This is a genomic window from Pseudomonas sp. R38(2017) (assembly GCF_002112395.1).
GTDB lineage: Bacteria > Pseudomonadota > Gammaproteobacteria > Pseudomonadales > Pseudomonadaceae > Aquipseudomonas.
The window spans coordinates 36,800-54,457 of the sequence record NZ_NEHN01000006.1 but is presented as its reverse complement, the minus strand read 5'-3'; the positions used below and the strand labels follow the sequence as shown (position 1 = coordinate 54,457).

The window sequence follows — 17,658 nt, the reverse complement described above, 5'->3', positions numbered from 1 at the left end:
AAACCTTACCTTGTGTTTATAAAGGCGTTGTTGAAACGCCGGCCGCAGCGTAGTTCTGATTTACCGTCATCTGCCTGGCAATCTGCGAAATCTTGCTTGCGTAGTTCGGGTCGGTCGCATAACCGGCCTTTTGCAATTCGCGTACAAACTGTTCTGGGTTATCGGCCGACTTCAGCACATCTTGATAGCGATTATTGCTCTGCAGCAAAGTCACCAGATCGTGGAAGCTGTCCTTGTACGAGGCGTAGGAACGGAACTCGGCCGTCTCCTTGACCATCTGCCCGTTGCGGAACTCGCTGGTGATCGCCCGGGCCGAATCGCCCTTCCAGTTGCTGCTGGCCTTGATGCCGAACAGGTTGTGGCTGCTGGTGCCGTCCTGGGCGCGCATGACCGATTTGCCATAACCGGTTTCCAGTGCGGCCTGAGCCACCAGATAACGCGGATCGACGCCAATGCGCGCCGCCGCCTCTTTGGCCATCGGCAGCATGGTGTTGACGAATTCGTCGGCGTTGCTGAACGCCTTCTTCGCCGGTGCCAGCGGAATCTGCGCCATGGCGCGACCGTAAATCTGCATCTGCCCGCCGGAGGCCTTGTCCGCCTCGGCGCGGGCCAGCCAGTCGCCGTTGTACAGCGGGCCGGAACCGGTGGCGGCAGCCATTGTGTCGCGCTGCGGCAATTGAGTGGCTGCGGTGTTCGTGGCCGAAGGCACCAGACCTGCCAGAAGGCGGTCAGCCAGTTTCGGCGGCAGCGCCAGGCGACGCTGGTTGATCATTTCCATGTCATTGCGATGGGCCAGCTGAGTGTTCGGCGCATGCACCGAACGCGAAGCCCACAACGGACGCTCGCCATTGAGGCGCGACAGCGGGCCGTTGGTGGCCACGGTGCCGGCGGCAATCGGCGTTTCCACCGCAGCGGCCTTGGCCAGCGCTTCCTGCTGCTTGGCAGCGGACGCGGCAGCAGCCTCACCCGGCGCCATCGGTTTGTTCTTCGACATTTGCTTCATCAGCACGTCGGCCAGACCGATACCACCACCCTCGCGGGACAGGGACACCGCCAGTTGCTGGTCGTACATTTCCTGATATTGCTTGGCCGCCGGGGTATTGAGCGGGTTGTCCTGGCCCAGCGCTTCAGTGGCCGAGCGCATCGACTTGAGCATCTCGCCCAGGAACAGCGATTCGAATTCCTGCGCCACCTTGCGCATGTTGCCGTCGCTGTTCTTGTCGCCGACCTTGAGCTGGTTCAGACGATTGAGGTCGGAGTACGAACCCGAATCGCTGCTGCTGACCAGACCGCTTTTGCGCATATCCATGGGCGGCGTCCTCAGATCACGATCAGGTCGGCTTGCAACGCGCCGGCCTGCTTCAGTGCTTCGAGAATGGCCATCAGGTCACCCGGTGCCGCGCCGACCTGGTTCACCGCACGGACGATTTCGTCGAGGGTGGTGCCCGGGCCGAACTTGAACATCGGCTTGGCTTCCTGCTGAGCATTCACACGCGAGCGAGGGACCACGGCGGTCTGACCATTGGACAGCGGGCCAGGCTGGCTGACGATCGGGTCTTCGGTGATGGTCACGGTCAGGCTGCCGTGGGTCACGGCGGCCGGCGACACCTTCACGTTCTGGCCGATGACGATGGTGCCGGTACGGGAGTTGATGATGACTTTCGCCACCGCCTGACCCGGGTCGACTTCGAGGTTTTCCAGGATCGACAGATAGTCGACGCGCTGGCTCGGATCGAGCGGAGCGGTGACGCGGATCGAACCGCCGTCGATGGCCTGGGCGACACCTGGACCGAGCATGTCGTTGATCTTGTCGACGATGCGCTTGGCGGTGGTGAAGTCGGAACGGTTGAGATTCAGCGTCAGGCTGTTGCCCTGGTTGAAACCGCTCGGCACCGAACGCTCGACCGAGGCACCGCCCGGAATGCGACCGGCCGACGGAACGTTGACGGTGATCTTCGAACCGTCACGACCTTCGGCATCAAAACCGCCGACCACCAGGTTGCCCTGGGCGATGGCGTAGACATTGCCGTCGATACCCTTGAGCGGGGTCAGCAACAGGGTGCCGCCGCGCAGGCTCTTGGAGTTACCGATGGACGAAACAGTGATGTCGACCTGCTGACCCGGCTTGGCGAACGCCGGCAGATCGGCACTGACCGATACCGCCGCGACGTTTTTCAACTGCACGTTGCCCGATCCCGGCGGCACCTTGATGCCGAACTGCGAGAGCATGTTGTTGAAGGTCTGCAGGGTGAACGGGGTTTGCGTCGTCTGGTCGCCGGTGCCGTTAAGCCCGACCACCAGGCCGTAGCCGATCAACTGGTTGGAACGCACGCCGGAAATGCTGGCGATATCCTTCAGCCGCTCGGCGTGGGCACCAAAGGCTGCGGACATCAACGCCGCAGCGAGCATGAGGCTCTTGAAATTCAACGTAGCCACCTAGAAAGGGAACAGCGGGCTGAGGAAGAAACGGTCGAACCAGCCTGGCTGACTCGCATCGGCAAACGAGCCGGTGCCCGAGTAGGTGATGCGCGCATCGGCGACCCGGGTCGACGACACGGTGTTGTCGGTGGCGATGTCATCGGCACGTACGAGGCCGGCGATTCGCACCAGCTCGTCGCCGGTGTTGAGGGTCATCCACTTCTCGCCGCGCACGGCGATGATGCCGTTGGGCAGTACGTCAGCGACGGTCACGGTGATCGAACCGGTCAGGGTGTTGCCCTGAGCTGCCTTGCTGTCACCCTTGGTCGCGCGGTCGCCGCTGTAGCCGACGTCGAGGCTCAGATCATTGCCACCCAACGGGTTGTTGGTGGTGCCGCTGCCGCCGAACAGCGAAGTCAGGCCGATGCCGGTCTTACTGTTCTTGGCCACTTGCGAGTTGGCGTTTTTACTGGCCTGGGTCTTCTCGTTCAGGGTGATGGTGATGATGTCACCGACCCGGAACGCCTTGCGGTCGCTGTACAGGTTCTGTTCGAAACCGGCCTGATAGATCGAGCCGTTGTTGGCGGCCGCCGGCAACGGCGTACGCGGCAACACCGGGGCGTAGTAAGGGTCATTGGGCTTGGGCGTCGGAGCGACGCAGCCCGCGAGCGAGACCACCCCACCCAATGCCAGAACAGATACGAAGCGTTTCATGACCCTTACCTCACGGTGTTGCAGGCGGCCTCATGGCCGCCTCATAGACTTGATTACAGATTCTGCGTTACGAACGAGAGCATCTGGTCGGCGGTGGAGATCACCTTGGAATTCATCTCGTAAGCGCGCTGAGTGGTGATCATGTTGACCATCTCTTCCACGGTGCTGACGTTGGAGGTTTCCAGGGTGTTCTGCAGGGTGGTGCCGAAACCGTTCAGGCCCGGAGTACCGACTTGCGGCGCGCCGGAAGCGGCGGTTTCCAGGAACAGGTTGTTGCCCACGGCTTGCAGACCGGCCGGGTTGATGAAGTCGGCGGTCTGCAGGTTGCCGATCACTTGCGAAGCGGCGTTGCCGGCAACGGTGATCGACACGGTGCCGTCACGGCCGACGGTAAAGGTCTGAGCGTTGTTCGGGATGACAATTGCCGGCTCCAGAGCGAAACCGCTGGCGTTGACGATCTGGCCATTGGAGTCGAGGTGGAAAGTACCGTCACGGGTGTAGGACGTGGTGCCATCCGGCTGCAGGATCTGGAAGAAACCACGGCCATCGATGGCCATGTCCAGCGGCTGCTCGGTGGTTTGCAGGCTACCGGCGGTGAAGTTTTTCTGGGTGCCGACGATGCGCACACCGGTACCCACTTGCAGACCCGACGGCAGTTCGCTGTCCTGGGTCGACTGGGCGCCTGGCTGACGCTTGATCTGATACAGCAGGTCCTGGAACTCGGCGCGGTCACGTTTGAAACCCGTGGTCGACACGTTGGCCAGGTTGTTGGAAATGGTGGTCAGGTTGGTGTCCTGGGCGGACAGACCTGTTTTGGCAACCCATAGAGCCGGAAGCATTCGATTCTCCTCGTGCGCCTGTTTTACGGCGCGACGTTCTGATAATTAGCTGATCTGCAAGACCCGAGCCATGGCCTGGTCGTCGTCTTTGGCGGTATTCATCATCTTGACGTGCAACTCGAACTGCTTGGCCAGGGCCAGCACCGAGGTCATCTCTTCCACGGCATTGACGTTGCTCGACTCCAGGAAACCCGACACCAGTTTGACGTTGGCGTCGGCCGGCGCAGGCTGGCCGTCCTTGGTGTAGATCGAACCGTCCAGGCCCTTGTTCATGTTCTTGATGTCAGGATTGACCAACTTGATCCGGTCGACTTCGGCCATTACGCGCGGACCCTCGCCCATCGCACGGATACTGATGGTGCCGTCTTCGCCGACTTCCACCTGCTGCTCCGGCGGAATGGCAATCGGGCCGCCATTGCCCAGGACCGGCATGCCGTTGCCGGCACGCAACACGCCAAGGGCGTCGATATTCAGGCTGCCGGTGCGCACGTAGCTTTCGCCGCCATTGGGGTTCTGTACGGCAATGAAGCCGTTGCCGCTGACGGCCACGTCGAGGTCACGCCCGGTCTGCACCAGGGAGCCCGGAGTGAAATCGGTGGCAGGCCGTTCGCTCATGGCAAACGCACGCGCCGGAAAGCTGTCACCGAACACCGGCATCGAACGCGCCTGCTCCAGGTCGCGCTGAAAACCATTGGTGGAGATGTTCGCCAGGTTGTTGGCATGAGCCTTTTGCGCCAGAGCGTTCTGGCTGGCGCCGGTCATTGCCACATAAAGGTACTTGTCCACACTCTTTCCTCTGCATGCCGGACGTTTGCCGCCCACCGCTGTACTGCTGAGCCACAAGCAATTTGCAGACCAACTTTTTTCTGGCGGTCGAGGACCCGATAAACAAAGGACTTGAGGGGTTTTGCGGGAAAGAAGGAAATGTATCGAAGACGAAAAACCGGCGGTGTCATGCCGCTTGGCGGCAATGGTGCTGCGCGATCGCCCCGTGCGTTGCGCAGGAGCGATCGCGCAGGGATCAAGAATCGGTCTTGCCTACCTCATATTCACGCAGTTTGTTGGCAATCGTGGTGTGCGAGACGCCTAGCCGCTTACCCAGTTGCCGACTGCTAGGATGCTCGGAATACAAACGCTCCAGCACTGCTTTCTCGAAGCGCCCGACAATCTCGTCCAGCCCGCCTTCGAGGGAGAAATCGCCAAGCGGCTGACGCACGCCATAGTCTGGCAGACGAATATGTTCGGCTTTGACCGTCCCGCCATCACACAGCGAAACCGCCTGGAACAGCACATTCTCCAGTTGCCTCACGTTGCCCGGCCAATGGTAATGACTGAGCCGATCCATCGCCGCCGGTGCCAGTTTCGGCAACGGACAACCGATCTGCCGACTGGCCTGATCAAGGAAGTGCTCCACCAGCGGCGTCAAACCGTCGAGACATTCGCGCAGCGGCGGAATGTGCAATGAGAGCACGTTGAGGCGGTGGTACAAATCCTGGCGAAACTCGCCGCGAGCACACAACTCTGACAGGTCGACCTGGGTGGCGCAGATCACCCGCACATCCAGATAAACCTCTTCATCACTACCCACTCGACGGAAACATCCGTCCTGCAGGAAGCGCAGCAATTTCACCTGCAAGCGCGGGCTCATTTCGCCGACACCATCAAGGAACAACGTCCCGCCCGCCGTCAGCTCCAGCAGCCCGAGCTTGCCTTCCGCCCGCGCGCCTTCAAAGGCACCGGGACCGTAGCCGAACAGTTCGGTCTCGGCCATCGACTCCGGCAGCCCCGCACAGTTGAGCGCCATCAACGGCGACTGGCCACGCGGGCTCGCCAGGTGACAGGCCCGCGCCAGCAACTCTTTACCGGTGCCGGTTTCGCCTTCAATTAGAAGAGGCGCATCGAGCGGCGCCATGCGCCGGGCTTCGCGCACCACCGCCGCCATCACTTTCGAGCTCTGGAAGATGCTGTCGAAACCACGCAACTCCTGCTTGCGCACGTTATAGATGCGCTCGCCAACCCGGTCCGCCCGGTGCAGCGTCAATACCGCACCGGCCATGGCCTCGCTGTCGTCGTGCTCCGATTGCAGCGGGGCGATGTCGGCCAGAAAGATATCGCCCTTGACCTTGACCCGCATGCCATTGATTCGCGACTTGTTGGCGCGCACCAGTTCCGGCAGGTCGAAGTCTTCGGCGTAACGCGACAGCGGAATCCCCGGCACCTCGTCCACCCGCACCCCGAGCAACTGCGCCGCAGCACGGTTGGCGGCAACGATCGAGCCACCCATATCGATCGACAACACCGGAAACTCCAGTGCACCGAGCAACGCATTCAGCTCCATGTGCCGACGCTCGCTGGGCATCAGCCCTACTCGCTTGACGCCGAACACCCCGGCGATGGCTTCGAATTTGGGCCGCAACGCCTGGAACTGCAGATTGATCAGGTTCGGACAATGCAGATAGATCGCGTTGCCGTGCTCACCGCCGACCTCGCCGCGGGCGACGTTGATCCCGTACTCCACCAGCAGATTGAGAATGTCGCGCAGGATGCCGATGCGGTTCTGGCAGTGGACTTTGATACGCATATAAAGGCCCGAAACAGGTAGAGGGGCGGATTTTTCTCTGCCGCCCGCAAGATAGTCGTCAAGATTATGTGACAGACACAGGTCGTTTCAAACCCGCGAATCACTGCAATCCCGACTTATCGCACAAAGCGTAACGATAATTTTACGTTTTAAAGAGACTTTTCCTACTCGACAGGTCTTCAACCTGCTGCAACACGGCACGCTCTGGGGTATTTCTCAGTCCATAGCAGGACATAACAAGAACGAATTTCCCTCGCAGGAGAGCAGTATGAAGCAGACGCAATACGTGGCCCGCGAGCCCGATGCGCAAGGTTTTATCGACTACCCCGCCGAAGAACACGCGGTGTGGAACACGCTGATCACCCGCCAGTTGAAAGTGATCGAGGGTCGGGCGTGCCAGGAATACCTGGACGGTATCGAAAAACTCGGACTGCCCCACGACCGCATCCCGCAACTGGGCGAGATCAACAAGGTGCTCGGCGAGACCACCGGTTGGCAGGTTGCCCGCGTCCCGGCGCTGATTCCCTTCCAGACCTTTTTCGAATTGCTCGCCAGCAAGCAGTTTCCGGTGGCCACCTTCATTCGCACCCGCGAAGAACTGGACTACCTGCAAGAGCCGGACATTTTCCACGAGATCTTTGGTCACTGCCCGCTGCTGACCAACCCTTGGTTCGCCGAATTCACCCACACCTACGGCAAGCTCGGCCTGCAAGCGACCAAGGAAGAACGCGTGTACCTGGCGCGCCTGTACTGGATGACCATCGAATTCGGCCTGGTCGACACCCCGCAGGGCAAACGCATCTACGGCGGCGGCATCCTGTCATCGCCGAAGGAAACTGTTTACTCGCTGTCGGACGAGCCCGAGCATCAGGCCTTCGATCCGCTGGAAGCGATGCGCACGCCGTATCGCATCGACATCCTGCAACCGCTGTACTTTGTCCTGCCGAACCTCAAGCGCCTGTTCGACCTCGCCCACGAAGACATCATGGGCATGGTCAAGCAAGGCATGCAGCTGGGTCTGCACGCACCGAAATTTCCGCCGAAACCAAAAGCTGCGTGAACCGTGGCTTTTACTTACAAGTGAGTCTGTCAGTCGTCGCGGCTTTGGTTTAGCGTGACGACATTGCCAGCCAATATAAAAAAACACCTCTAGATTTCAGGAAGTACACCATGTCCACCTTGAACCAAGCCCATTGCGAAGCGTGCCGTGCCGATGCTCCACAGGTCAGCGATGAAGAATTGCCGATCCTGATCAAGCAGATCCCTGACTGGAACATCGAAGTGCGTGACAGCATCATGCAGTTGGAAAAAGTCTTCCTGTTCAAGAATTTCAAGCACGCCCTGGCCTTCACCAACGCCGTCGGCGAGATCTCCGAGGCCGAAGGTCACCACCCGGGCCTGCTGACCGAGTGGGGCAAAGTCACCGTGACCTGGTGGAGCCACTCGATCAAGGGCCTGCACCGCAACGACTTCATCATGGCCGCGCGCACTGACGAAGTGGCCAAGACTGCAGAAGGACGCAAGTAATGCACTTCGACGCCATCGGCCGGGTGCCCGGCGACCCGATCCTCGGCCTGATGGAGGCCTACGCGCAGGATTCCAACCCGCGCAAGTTCGACCTTGGCGTGGGCGTCTACAAGGACGCCCAAGGCCTGACGCCGATTCCCGAGGCGGTGAAAATCGCCGAGGCGCGTCTGGTCGAGAGCCAGGACACCAAGACCTACATCGGTGGCCACGGCAATCCGCTGTTCGGCAAGGTCATCAACGAGCTTGTGCTCGGCGCCGATTCGGCACTGATCGCCCAGCAACGTGCCGGCGCCACCCAGACCCCGGGCGGCACCGGTGCCCTGCGTCTGGCGGCGGACTTCATCGCACAATGCCTGCCGGGCAAGGGCGTCTGGTTGAGCAACCCGACCTGGCCGATCCACGAAACGATTTTCGCGGCCGCCGGGGTCAAGATCAGTCATTACCCGTACGTGGGCAGCGACAACCGCCTCGACGTCGATGCAATGCTCGCCGTGCTCAATGAAGTGCCGAAGGGCGATGTGGTGCTGCTGCATGCGTGCTGCCACAACCCGACCGGTTTCGACCTGAGTCACGACGACTGGCGTCGGGTGCTGGACGTGGTGCGCAGCCGCAATCTGCTGCCGCTGATCGACTTTGCCTACCAGGGCTTCGGCGACGGTCTGGAGCAGGATGCATGGTCAACCCGGCTGTTCGCTGCCGAGTTGCCCGAGCTGCTGATCACCAGTTCCTGCTCGAAGAACTTCGGCCTGTACCGCGACCGCACCGGTGCGCTGATCGTCTGCGCGAAAACCGCCGACAAGCTCATCGACATCCGCAGCCAGCTGGCCCACATCGCCCGCAACCTGTGGTCGACACCACCGGATCACGGCGCAGCCGTCGTCGCCATGATCCTCGCCGACCCGGAGCTGAAACGCCGCTGGGCCGACGAAGTGGAAGCCATGCGCCTGCGTATCGCCCAGTTGCGCAGCGGTTTGGTCGAAGCACTGGAACCGCACGGTCTGCGCGAGCGTTTTGCGCACATTGGCGTGCAACGCGGCATGTTTTCCTACACCGGCCTGTCGCCGGAACAAGTGAAAAACCTGCGCGAACATCACAGCGTTTACATGGTCAGCTCGGGCCGGGCCAACGTCGCCGGGATCGATGCGACGCGTCTGGACCTGCTGGCCGAGGCGATCGCCAACGTCTGCAAATAAACCAATGTCAGGGGCGGCGGGCACACCGCCGCTCCCGCATTTGCCCTGCGTCACCCTGTCGCACTTGTCTAGACAATCCCGCCCGTCGCAACAAGCGGAATTAAAAATCTGTTTGTCATTTTTACTGCTGTATCCTTCGCAGGCTTTCTGAAAGCGCGGATCTACCAGATCTATCAACAGACTTAGCGAGGAGCGCAACCATGCACGAGATTCCGAATCTCCCCTTCCCAAGCCTGCACGTACCTGAGCAGACGACCACGCAACAAGCCGGTGCCCAACAGCCCGAGCCGAAAGAAGCCGCCGAAAGCCGTCCGGCCGACAGCGAAGAGTAAGCAACACCCGCCGTACAGACCGTGTGGAAAGCGCTAACATGCGCTTTCCACACTGCCTGAAACCTGAGACTGCCATGACCGACGAAACCTTTAACGAACAACAGGCTGAAATCCTTATCGGCGCCACCGAGAAGATGATCGAGATCTGGAGCCGTCTCTCGCCCGAGAAACAGGCCGCACTGCTCGCCCGTTTCGGCAGCGAAGAAAACGCCCTCGCCGCACTGGTCACCACGCAACTGGTCGCCCCGGCCAAATAGTTTTACTTTTCCCCGCCGCAGAATCGTCCACGCCGGTATCATGAGCAGCCTATCTATTCTGCTCTCCCCGTGGATCGTTACCCATGTCGTCCTCTATGCCAGAACCCCAGCGCCCCCTGGCGGTCACGCTGCAAGTCGTTTCCATCGTCCTGTTCACCTTCATCGGCTACCTGAATATCGGCATTCCGCTGGCGGTGCTGCCCGGCTACGTACATAGCGACCTGGGCTTCGGCGCGGTCATCGCCGGTCTGGTGATCAGCGTGCAATACCTCGCCACCCTGCTCAGTCGTCCGTATGCCGGCAAGATCATCGACAACCAGGGCAGCAAACGTGCGGTGATGATTGGTCTGGCCGGGTGTGGACTGAGTGGCGTGTTCATGCTGATTTCGGCCTGGACGCCCAATCTGCCGATGCTCAGCCTGATCAGCCTGTTCATCGGCCGTCTGGTACTGGGCAGTGCGGAAAGTCTCGTCGGCTCCGGATCGATCGGCTGGGGCATCGGCCGCGTCGGCGCGGCCAACACGGCCAAAGTCATCTCATGGAACGGGATCGCCAGTTATGGTGCGCTGGCCATCGGGGCGCCGCTGGGTGTGTGGCTGGTCAGCCATTTCGGTCTGTGGAGCATGGGCGTGAGCATTCTGTTGCTCGCATCGTTGGGCCTGCTGCTGGCCTGGCCGAAAACCGCCGCGCCGATTGTCGCTGGCGAGCGTTTGCCGTTCATGCATGTGCTGGGTCGCGTCTTTCCCCACGGCTGCGGACTGGCGCTGGGCTCGATCGGTTTCGGCACAATCGCCACCTTCATCACTCTGTATTACGCCACACAGCATTGGGAAAACGCGGTGCTGTGCCTGAGTCTGTTCGGTGCAAGCTTCATCGGCGCGCGACTGCTGTTCGGTAACCTGATCAACCGCCTCGGCGGCTTTCGCGTGGCGATTGCCTGCCTGTCGGTGGAAACACTGGGCCTGCTGTTGCTATGGCTGGCGCCGGACGCGCACTGGGCAGTGGCGGGTGCGGCATTGAGCGGTTTCGGCTTCTCGCTGGTGTTCCCGGCGCTGGGCGTGGAAGCGGTGAACCTGGTGCCGGCTTCCAGTCGCGGTGCGGCGGTCGGCGCCTATTCGCTGTTCATCGATCTGTCGCTGGGGATCACCGGGCCATTGGCCGGGGCGATTGCGGCGGGCTTCGGTTTTGCCTCGATCTTCCTGTTCGCCGCAATCGCCGCATTGAGTGGCCTGGCGTTGAGCGTCTATCTGTATCGGCACACGTCGAAGTACCGCGAAGACTAGAAATCCACCTTGCCGCGCCCGGCCTTGATGCTGCCGCGCTTGGTCTTCGACTCCAGCCGACGCTTCTTCGACCCCAGCGTCGGCTTGGTTGGACGGCGTTTCTTCTCGACCTTGGTGGCGCTGAGGATCAACTCGGTCAGACGCTCCAGTGCATCGGCGCGATTCTGTTCCTGCGTGCGGTATTGCTGAGCCTTGATGATCAGCACGCCATCGCTGGTGATGCGAGTGTCGCGAAGCGCCAGCAGCCGCTCCTTGTAGAACTCGGGCAAGGACGAGGCAGGAATATCGAAGCGCAAGTGCACGGCGCTGGAGACCTTGTTGACGTTCTGCCCGCCAGCCCCTTGGGCGCGGATGGCAGTCAGTTCGATCTCGGCATCCGGCAGATGCACGTTATTGGAAATCTTCAGCATTGCATTCTCATCGTAAAGCCTGTTTCGCCGCACCTGTAGCAGCTACGGTCAGCATGACCCTGAGTGTGCTTTCAGCGTCGCGTCTTTTCACTATACACGGCGACTATCTGGCGAAACGGGAAAACTGCCCCGTCAACATGGGGGCATTAATCAGTGCCAACGAGCGCCGTACTACGTAGAATATCGCCACGGCAATGAACACCCGAGACAAGAATCTCCTCGATTATTGTTCGAATATTGCATTTACCCTTTCAATGCAGGAAGCATAACCATGAGCAATAAAGCAGTCATCGTATTTAGCGGCGGGCAGGACTCAACAACCTGTTTGATCCATGCCTTGACCCACTACGATGAAATCCACTGCATCACGTTTGACTATGGCCAGCGCCATCGTGCAGAAATTGAAGTTGCACAGCAACTGGCAAAAGAACTTGGTGTAACCGTACACAAGACCATGGACGTGTCGCTGCTTAATGAACTGGCCATCAGCAGCCTGACGCGCGACAACATTCCAGTCCCGACCATTAATAGTTCAGGAGAAAGCCTGCCGAGTACATTTGTGCCGGGCAGGAACATTCTGTTTTTGACCCTGGCTTCCATATATGCGTACCAGGTTCAGGCCAGGACCGTCATTACCGGTGTTTGTGAAACAGACTTCTCCGGCTACCCGGATTGCCGAGATGACTTTGTCAAGGCACTGAACAAAGCCCTTGAACTGGGTATGGATTATAAATTGACCCTGGACACTCCGCTGATGTGGCTGAACAAAGCGGAAACCTGGGCCCTGGCCGATTACCATAACCGGCTGGAGTTTATTCGCGACCAGACACTGACCTGCTACAACGGCATTAAAGGTAACGGTTGCTCTAATTGCGATGCCTGTAATCTTCGCGCCAAAGGCCTCAATGAGTTTCTCAATAACAAAGATCAAGTTACGCTCAGTCTGAAAGCAAAACTGAATTTGAACTGAGTATTTAACTGCACAGCAACAAGCGCTCACCTGGAATTATGGTAACGACCTACCCGGCGAGCGCCATCCTGCATTATTGCGCCTGACTGCCGGTCAAGTATTTCTTGAACAATGCCCTTGCCCCGTAGGCAGGCAAGACATTGAAGAAAGCGAAACCAACCTTTATCGCAATCTGAACATAGATCATGTTCAGTATCGCGCTGGTTTCCATCGCGCCATAAAACGCAATGAAGCAGAAAAGAAAGCTGTCGATGATCACCGCAAACAACGTACTTAAAAACACGCGCAAAAACAGGAATCTGGAGTTAGTGAGTTCTTTGATTTTGCACAACAAATACGAGTTAATATTCTCGGAAACCAGAAACGAAACAGAAGACGCCACCAGGACAGAAGACAACTGACTGATGACATCATTGTAAGGCCCGTCGAGCTTCCAGCCCGGCAGCCCGGGGAGATGAGTCGTGATGGCCAGCAAGATAATGATGGCCGCGTTGCTGATAAAAGCGAAAAGTATCGCTTTTCGCGCAAGCCTGAGACCGAATGTCTCATTCAACAAGTCGACGATCAGAAAGGTCAACGGATAAAGAAAAGTACCCGGCGTAACGATAATATCAAAGTATTCCAGATAGATCGGCTTGGTCGCGGCGATACTGGTAAAGATGTACAGCGTAAACAACATAAGGTTCAGAATGATATAGATCATCCAGGAACTCTCATGACGATCATTAAGATCATAGGCGGTGAGCGTCCCTCCCTGGGAATAAAATTTCTTGTACAGGTTTTTGACTTCTATTTTATTCAGATTATCCATAATCTCACTATTCAACACTTCACTCAGTTTTATTTTAATAATCTTTCCGGTCGCGATGACCATGATGACGGCCAGGCTTTTTCCATTTTCAAATCCCAATAGCTTGTACTTGCTGTTTTCCATTTCAACACTACAACCCATTAAATCGTTCCTCGATTATATCCCCTACAACACAAATGCGATCCGTAGCCACGTCGGACTTTTGGATTACAAGCAGCCTGTTTGTGATTTTGTCATACACCAGCTTTTCCCTGTCGCCGGTCGACGAACCTTTCTGCACGATCAATAGATCGCCTGGCTCATGCAAACCATTGATCTCGTTCTCCAGCAGAACACCTATCAAGTTGAAGGAAGTGCCGAAATAATAAGTCAATGGGTAAATCGTGGCCAACTCGCCTATCCTCTTATCCAGACTCTGGATAACCAGGCTCTCTTTTATAATAGGTACTGCCGCCGGGTTCATATTCCCTTGCGGAGAAATACTGCTTTCTATGATCTCCTTCTCTTCAAAATCAATCGTTTCTATTTCTTCATAAGAAACACCAAAAAAATCAGAAATCTTGCGAACCGTGGACTGCTGTACGTTGACCACCTTCCCTTCGAGAATATTGTAAATGGTCGTTCGAGTCAGGCCACTGGAGTTACACAAGGACAGCTGCGTCTCCCCACGACTTTTTATCAAGTACTTGATGTTATTTTTCAGATTCTCCGATCTTTCTCTTCTGTGCATGAAGTGCTTACCATCCATTTATAACCGTAATTGACATCACACCCCGAGCGCTCGCTATTGGATCACTCAAGTCAAGTGGGTCATTACAGTTGCATCCGTATCAAAGCCGCGCGCGATCATAGCATCCTCCCTCCTTGAGCGACTAAACGAACACCGAATAGTCCAGGCCAGCAAAGTCTGTACTGACTTGTTAGTTCTCCTTGTCATCACGCACAGCACCGGAAAGCCACGCCTGCCGAGCCGCAGTTTTACACCCTTCCGGGGGACAAAAAGAATCATTTTATTTGAACAATGTTCATTTTTCTGATTAATCTTGTGGCATTCCCAAGCAAAAAACCTATGATGCATCCGGCGATACTCTCCTCACGGTTACGAGCAGAGGTCATGAAAACCGGCTGTTTATACAGGCTTTAGTTTTGCGCGCATCGCCGCCAGAACACGGATCGGCCTGTATGGCGTTTGGCAGAACATGGACGCAGGTGCGCACACGCAAGACCAGGGAAGGCGCGCGATTGTTGGTTGCGCGCAACAAACAGGGAAGGAAAACAGACAATGCCAGTCAATACCGAACAGCTTACGAATCAGGCCGATTTACTGCGACGTGGCCTGGCGGATCTCCGGGCGGAAGACGCCGAACTCGCACAGATCCTCGACGCTGAAGTCACGCGTCAACACCGGACGCTCTCGCTGGTCTCCTCCTCTTGCGCAGTCAAGCCTCGCACGTTGGTGGCATCGGCGTCGGCGCTGGTCAATGTGACGGCCGAGGGCATGCCCGGCAGGCGCTATAACGCCGGGTGCGAGAACGTCACCCGGGTCGAGTCGCTGGCCATCCGAAGAGCTCGGGAGCTGTTCGACGCCCAGTACGCCAACGTGCAATCACACTCGGCGTCGAACGCCAACTACCAGGTGCTCACCGGCCTGCTTGAGCCGGGAGATACGCTGCTGGGAATGGCCGTCGAACACGGAGGCCATCTCACCCACGGCAACACCGCCGCATTCTCGGGCGACCACTACAAGGCGATCCAGTACGGCACGACCGCCGAAGGTCTGATCGATTACGACCAGGTACGCCGACTGGCCCTCGACCACCGCCCGCGCATCATCATGTGCTGTGCCAATGCCTATTCGCAGGTAGTGGACTTCGAACGGTTCCGTGAGATTGCCGATGAAGCCGGGGCCATCCTGCTCGCTGATATTTCGCACATCGCCGGACTGGTTGCCACCGGGCGACATCCGAGCCCGATCAACGTTGCACACGTCACCACGACCTGCACACACAAGCAACTCATGGGCCCCCGCGGCGGCCTGATCCTTTCCGGCCGGGACGCGAACACCAAAGTACCCGGCCTGAGGACGACCTTCAGTCGTGCCCTTGATCAAGCCGTGTTTCCCGGAATGCAGGGCGCGCCGGCCGTCAACATGATCGCGGCAAAGGCGGCGGCACTTGGCTATGCAAGGTCGGCAGAGTTCGACGCCTACATGGCGCGGATCCGGAGCACGGCCGATGAGTTCGCCAGTGCGTTTCAGGCCCATGACTACGAGGTTGTGGGCGGGCGCAGTGAAAACCACGCGGTTCTGCTTCAGTTGCGCAACGGCATCACCGGCGCCATTGCAGAGGCGGCGCTGGAGCACTGCGGGATCATCGTGAACAAACACCGCGTCCCCGGCGAAACCCGATCATCCCTCGTGACCAGTGGGCTGCGCATCGGCACCGGATCCATCGCGCAACGCCACATCGACGCCCGGGGATGTCGACAGATTGTCGATCTGATGTGCCGGATCCTGGACAATGTGACGCCGCTCGGCGAGCAGGATTACACGCTGGCCCCCACACTGAGGGAGCAATTCCGCCTACAGACCGAAGCGCTGTGCGCGCTGTATCCCATCACTGACTACGCATAGCAGCTGGAGTGGCTCGAAACTCGGAGAAGCCTCCAGAATCTGCTAACACAAAAAACCCGGCACTTGGCCGGGTTTGTTGTTTCTGCAGCGTCGCTTATTTGGAAGCGCTTGCTGCAGACAGTGCTTGCTGCGCACCACGCTTGTTCTTGATCACGTAGCAGACCCACATGAACACGACCCACACCGGAATCGCATACACCGAGATCTGGATGCCCGGGATCAGCAACATCACACCCAGAATGAACGCGACGAACGCCAGGCAGATGTAGTTGCCGTACGGGTACCACAGCGCCTTGAACAGCGGCTTCTGGTTAGTTTTGTTCATGTGCTGACGGAACTTGAAGTGCGAGAAGCTGATCATCGCCCAGTTGATCACCAGCGTTGCAACCACCAGCGACATCAGCAGTTCCAGCGCGTGTTGCGGAATCAGGTAGTTGAGCAGCACAGCCACCAGCGTTACCGCTGCCGAAGCCAGAATCGAACGCACCGGCACGCCGCGTTTGTCGATCTTCGCCAGACCTTTCGGCGCATCGCCCTGCTCGGCCATGCCCAGCAACATACGGCTGTTGCAGTAGGTGCCGCTGTTGTACACCGACAGTGCCGCCGTCAGGACCACGAAGTTGAGGATGTGCGCGGCGGTGTTGCTGCCGAGCATCGAGAACACCTGCACGAACGGGCTGCCGCTGTAGGAATCGCCCGACGCGTTGAGGGTTTCCAGCAGGCTGTCCCATGGGGTCAGCGACAGCAGGATCACCAGTGCACCGATGTAGAAAATCAGGATCCGGTAGATCACCTGGTTGATCGCTTTCGGGATCACGGTTTTCGGCTTGTCGGCTTCGGCAGCGGTGAAACCGAGCATTTCCAGACCGCCGAAGGAGAACATGATGATCGCCATGGCCATGACCAGACCGCTGACGCCGTTCGGGAAGAAGCCGCCGTGGGACCACAGGTTGCTGACCGACGCCTGCGGGCCGCCATGGCCGCTGACCAGCAGATAGCTGCCCAGAGCAATCATGCCGACAATCGCCACGACCTTGATGATCGCGAACCAGAACTCGGCCTCACCGAAGACTTTCACGTTGGCCAGGTTGATCGCGTTGATCAGCAGGAAGAACGCCGCCGCGGTGACCCAGCTCGGAATGTCCGGCGCCCAGTAGTGGATGTACTTGCCGACCGCGGTCAGCTCCGACATGCCCACCAGGATGTACAGGATCCAGCAGTTCCAGCCCGAAAGGAAACCGGCGAAGCCGCCCCAGTACTTGTGCGCAAAGTGGCTGAAGGAACCGGCCACCGGCTCCTCGACGATCATCTCGCCGAGCTGGCGCATGATCATGAAAGCGATGAAGCCGCAGATGGCATAGCCGAGGATCATCGACGGGCCGGCGGATTTCAGCACCCCGGCCGAGCCGAGGAACAATCCGGTACCAATCGCGCCACCGAGGGCGATCAGTTGAATATGGCGATTTTTCAGGCCGCGTTTCAGCTCGCCTGATTGCGAGTTTTGTCCACTCATGAAAAAGGTCTCACGCAAGGTTTGATGATGTTCAGTAGACGTTGCTGCAAGGTTGCGATTTCAACCAACCTTGATCAAACCCCAGCGCAGGCACCAGGAATTCAGCTTTATTACAACGGTCATGCGTCACCTGTTTGTTTTTATCTGTGACGAAATCGAACCCGACACGCTCGTGACG

The 17,658-nt window shown here is 58.5% G+C and carries 18 protein-coding genes; 8 read left to right on the top strand and 10 right to left on the bottom strand.

Annotation, left to right across the window (positions count from 1 at the left end):
- Window positions 1–16: 16 nt before the first annotated feature.
- The 6 genes from flgJ to CAF87_RS16275 form a co-directional block, all read right to left on the bottom strand.
- The gene (flgJ, locus tag CAF87_RS16300) at window positions 17–1,309 is read right to left on the bottom strand and encodes a flagellar assembly peptidoglycan hydrolase FlgJ (protein ID WP_085733776.1); all 1,293 of its coding nucleotides are present in this window, start codon (window positions 1,307–1,309) and stop codon (window positions 17–19) included.
- Between the two features lie 11 nt (window positions 1,310–1,320).
- The gene (locus tag CAF87_RS16295; protein WP_080593281.1) at window positions 1,321–2,409 is read right to left on the bottom strand and encodes a flagellar basal body P-ring protein FlgI; all 1,089 of its coding nucleotides are present in this window, start codon (window positions 2,407–2,409) and stop codon (window positions 1,321–1,323) included.
- 27 nt (window positions 2,410–2,436) lie between these two features.
- Window positions 2,437–3,132: a flagellar basal body L-ring protein FlgH gene (gene flgH / locus CAF87_RS16290; RefSeq protein ID WP_007965503.1), complete on the bottom strand. Its 696-nt coding sequence runs from the start codon at window positions 3,130–3,132 to the stop codon at window positions 2,437–2,439.
- A 53-nt stretch (window positions 3,133–3,185) separates the two neighbouring features.
- Window positions 3,186–3,971: a flagellar basal-body rod protein FlgG gene (gene flgG, locus CAF87_RS16285; RefSeq protein ID WP_007958342.1), complete on the bottom strand. Its 786-nt coding sequence runs from the start codon at window positions 3,969–3,971 to the stop codon at window positions 3,186–3,188.
- Between the two features lie 45 nt (window positions 3,972–4,016).
- A complete protein-coding gene (locus CAF87_RS16280; RefSeq protein ID WP_085710427.1) occupies window positions 4,017–4,757 on the bottom strand; it encodes a flagellar basal body rod protein FlgF in 741 nt (246 codons plus the stop codon).
- Window positions 4,758–4,992: 235 nt separating this feature from the next.
- Window positions 4,993–6,552 carry a sigma-54-dependent transcriptional regulator gene (locus CAF87_RS16275; RefSeq protein WP_085733778.1) on the bottom strand — a complete coding sequence of 520 codons (1,560 nt, stop codon included), beginning with the start codon at window positions 6,550–6,552 and terminating at the stop codon, window positions 4,993–4,995.
- Window positions 6,553–6,775: 223 nt separating this feature from the next.
- Between CAF87_RS16275 and phhA the strand changes: the two genes are divergently transcribed.
- The 6 genes from phhA (at window position 6,776) to CAF87_RS16250 (ending at window position 11,144) form a co-directional block, all read left to right on the top strand.
- Window positions 6,776–7,612 carry a phenylalanine 4-monooxygenase gene (gene phhA, locus CAF87_RS16270; protein ID WP_225739972.1) on the top strand — a complete coding sequence of 279 codons (837 nt, stop codon included), beginning with the start codon at window positions 6,776–6,778 and terminating at the stop codon, window positions 7,610–7,612.
- A gap of 110 nt (window positions 7,613–7,722) precedes the next feature.
- Window positions 7,723–8,079: a 4a-hydroxytetrahydrobiopterin dehydratase gene (locus CAF87_RS16265; protein ID WP_003222798.1), complete on the top strand. Its 357-nt coding sequence runs from the start codon at window positions 7,723–7,725 to the stop codon at window positions 8,077–8,079.
- Window positions 8,079–9,272, top strand: coding sequence for an amino acid aminotransferase (locus CAF87_RS16260; RefSeq protein WP_085733779.1), 1,194 nt, complete (start codon window positions 8,079–8,081; stop codon window positions 9,270–9,272). Before CAF87_RS16265 ends, CAF87_RS16260 begins: the two co-directional genes overlap by 1 nt.
- 200 nt (window positions 9,273–9,472) lie before the next feature.
- Complete coding sequence (locus CAF87_RS29535) at window positions 9,473–9,604, top strand: hypothetical protein (RefSeq protein ID WP_256574703.1); 132 nt, start codon at window positions 9,473–9,475, stop codon at window positions 9,602–9,604.
- Between the two features lie 74 nt (window positions 9,605–9,678).
- Window positions 9,679–9,861: a hypothetical protein gene (locus CAF87_RS16255; RefSeq protein ID WP_085699525.1), complete on the top strand. Its 183-nt coding sequence runs from the start codon at window positions 9,679–9,681 to the stop codon at window positions 9,859–9,861.
- A 95-nt stretch (window positions 9,862–9,956) separates the two neighbouring features.
- Complete coding sequence (locus tag CAF87_RS16250; RefSeq protein WP_170929668.1) at window positions 9,957–11,144, top strand: MFS transporter; 1,188 nt, start codon at window positions 9,957–9,959, stop codon at window positions 11,142–11,144.
- Here CAF87_RS16250 and arfB read toward each other — a convergent pair.
- On the bottom strand, window positions 11,141–11,554 hold the full coding sequence (arfB, locus tag CAF87_RS16245) for an alternative ribosome rescue aminoacyl-tRNA hydrolase ArfB (RefSeq protein WP_085733781.1): 414 nt from the start codon (window positions 11,552–11,554) through the stop codon (window positions 11,141–11,143). The two genes, CAF87_RS16250 and arfB, sit on opposite strands and share 4 nt — an antisense overlap.
- 271 nt (window positions 11,555–11,825) lie before the next feature.
- Here arfB and queC point away from each other — a divergent pair, with 271 nt between their 5' ends.
- Entirely contained in the window at window positions 11,826–12,524 is a 699-nt protein-coding gene (queC, locus tag CAF87_RS16240) for a 7-cyano-7-deazaguanine synthase QueC (RefSeq protein WP_085733782.1), read from the top strand.
- 73 nt (window positions 12,525–12,597) lie between these two features.
- Here queC and CAF87_RS16235 read toward each other — a convergent pair whose 3' ends face one another.
- Both CAF87_RS16235 and CAF87_RS16230 read right to left on the bottom strand, forming a co-directional pair.
- Window positions 12,598–13,476: a queuosine precursor transporter gene (locus CAF87_RS16235; protein ID WP_085733783.1), complete on the bottom strand. Its 879-nt coding sequence runs from the start codon at window positions 13,474–13,476 to the stop codon at window positions 12,598–12,600.
- On the bottom strand, window positions 13,466–14,065 hold the full coding sequence (locus CAF87_RS16230) for a helix-turn-helix transcriptional regulator (protein WP_085733784.1): 600 nt from the start codon (window positions 14,063–14,065) through the stop codon (window positions 13,466–13,468). The genes CAF87_RS16235 and CAF87_RS16230 overlap by 11 nt, the downstream gene beginning before the upstream one ends.
- Window positions 14,066–14,617: 552 nt before the next feature.
- Here CAF87_RS16230 and glyA point away from each other — a divergent pair.
- On the top strand, window positions 14,618–15,967 hold the full coding sequence (glyA, locus tag CAF87_RS16225) for a serine hydroxymethyltransferase (protein WP_085733785.1): 1,350 nt from the start codon (window positions 14,618–14,620) through the stop codon (window positions 15,965–15,967).
- A gap of 94 nt (window positions 15,968–16,061) precedes the next feature.
- Here glyA and CAF87_RS16220 read toward each other — a convergent pair whose 3' ends face one another.
- Entirely contained in the window at window positions 16,062–17,480 is a 1,419-nt protein-coding gene (locus CAF87_RS16220; RefSeq protein WP_085733786.1) for an amino acid permease, read from the bottom strand.
- Window positions 17,481–17,658: the final 178 nt, after the last annotated feature.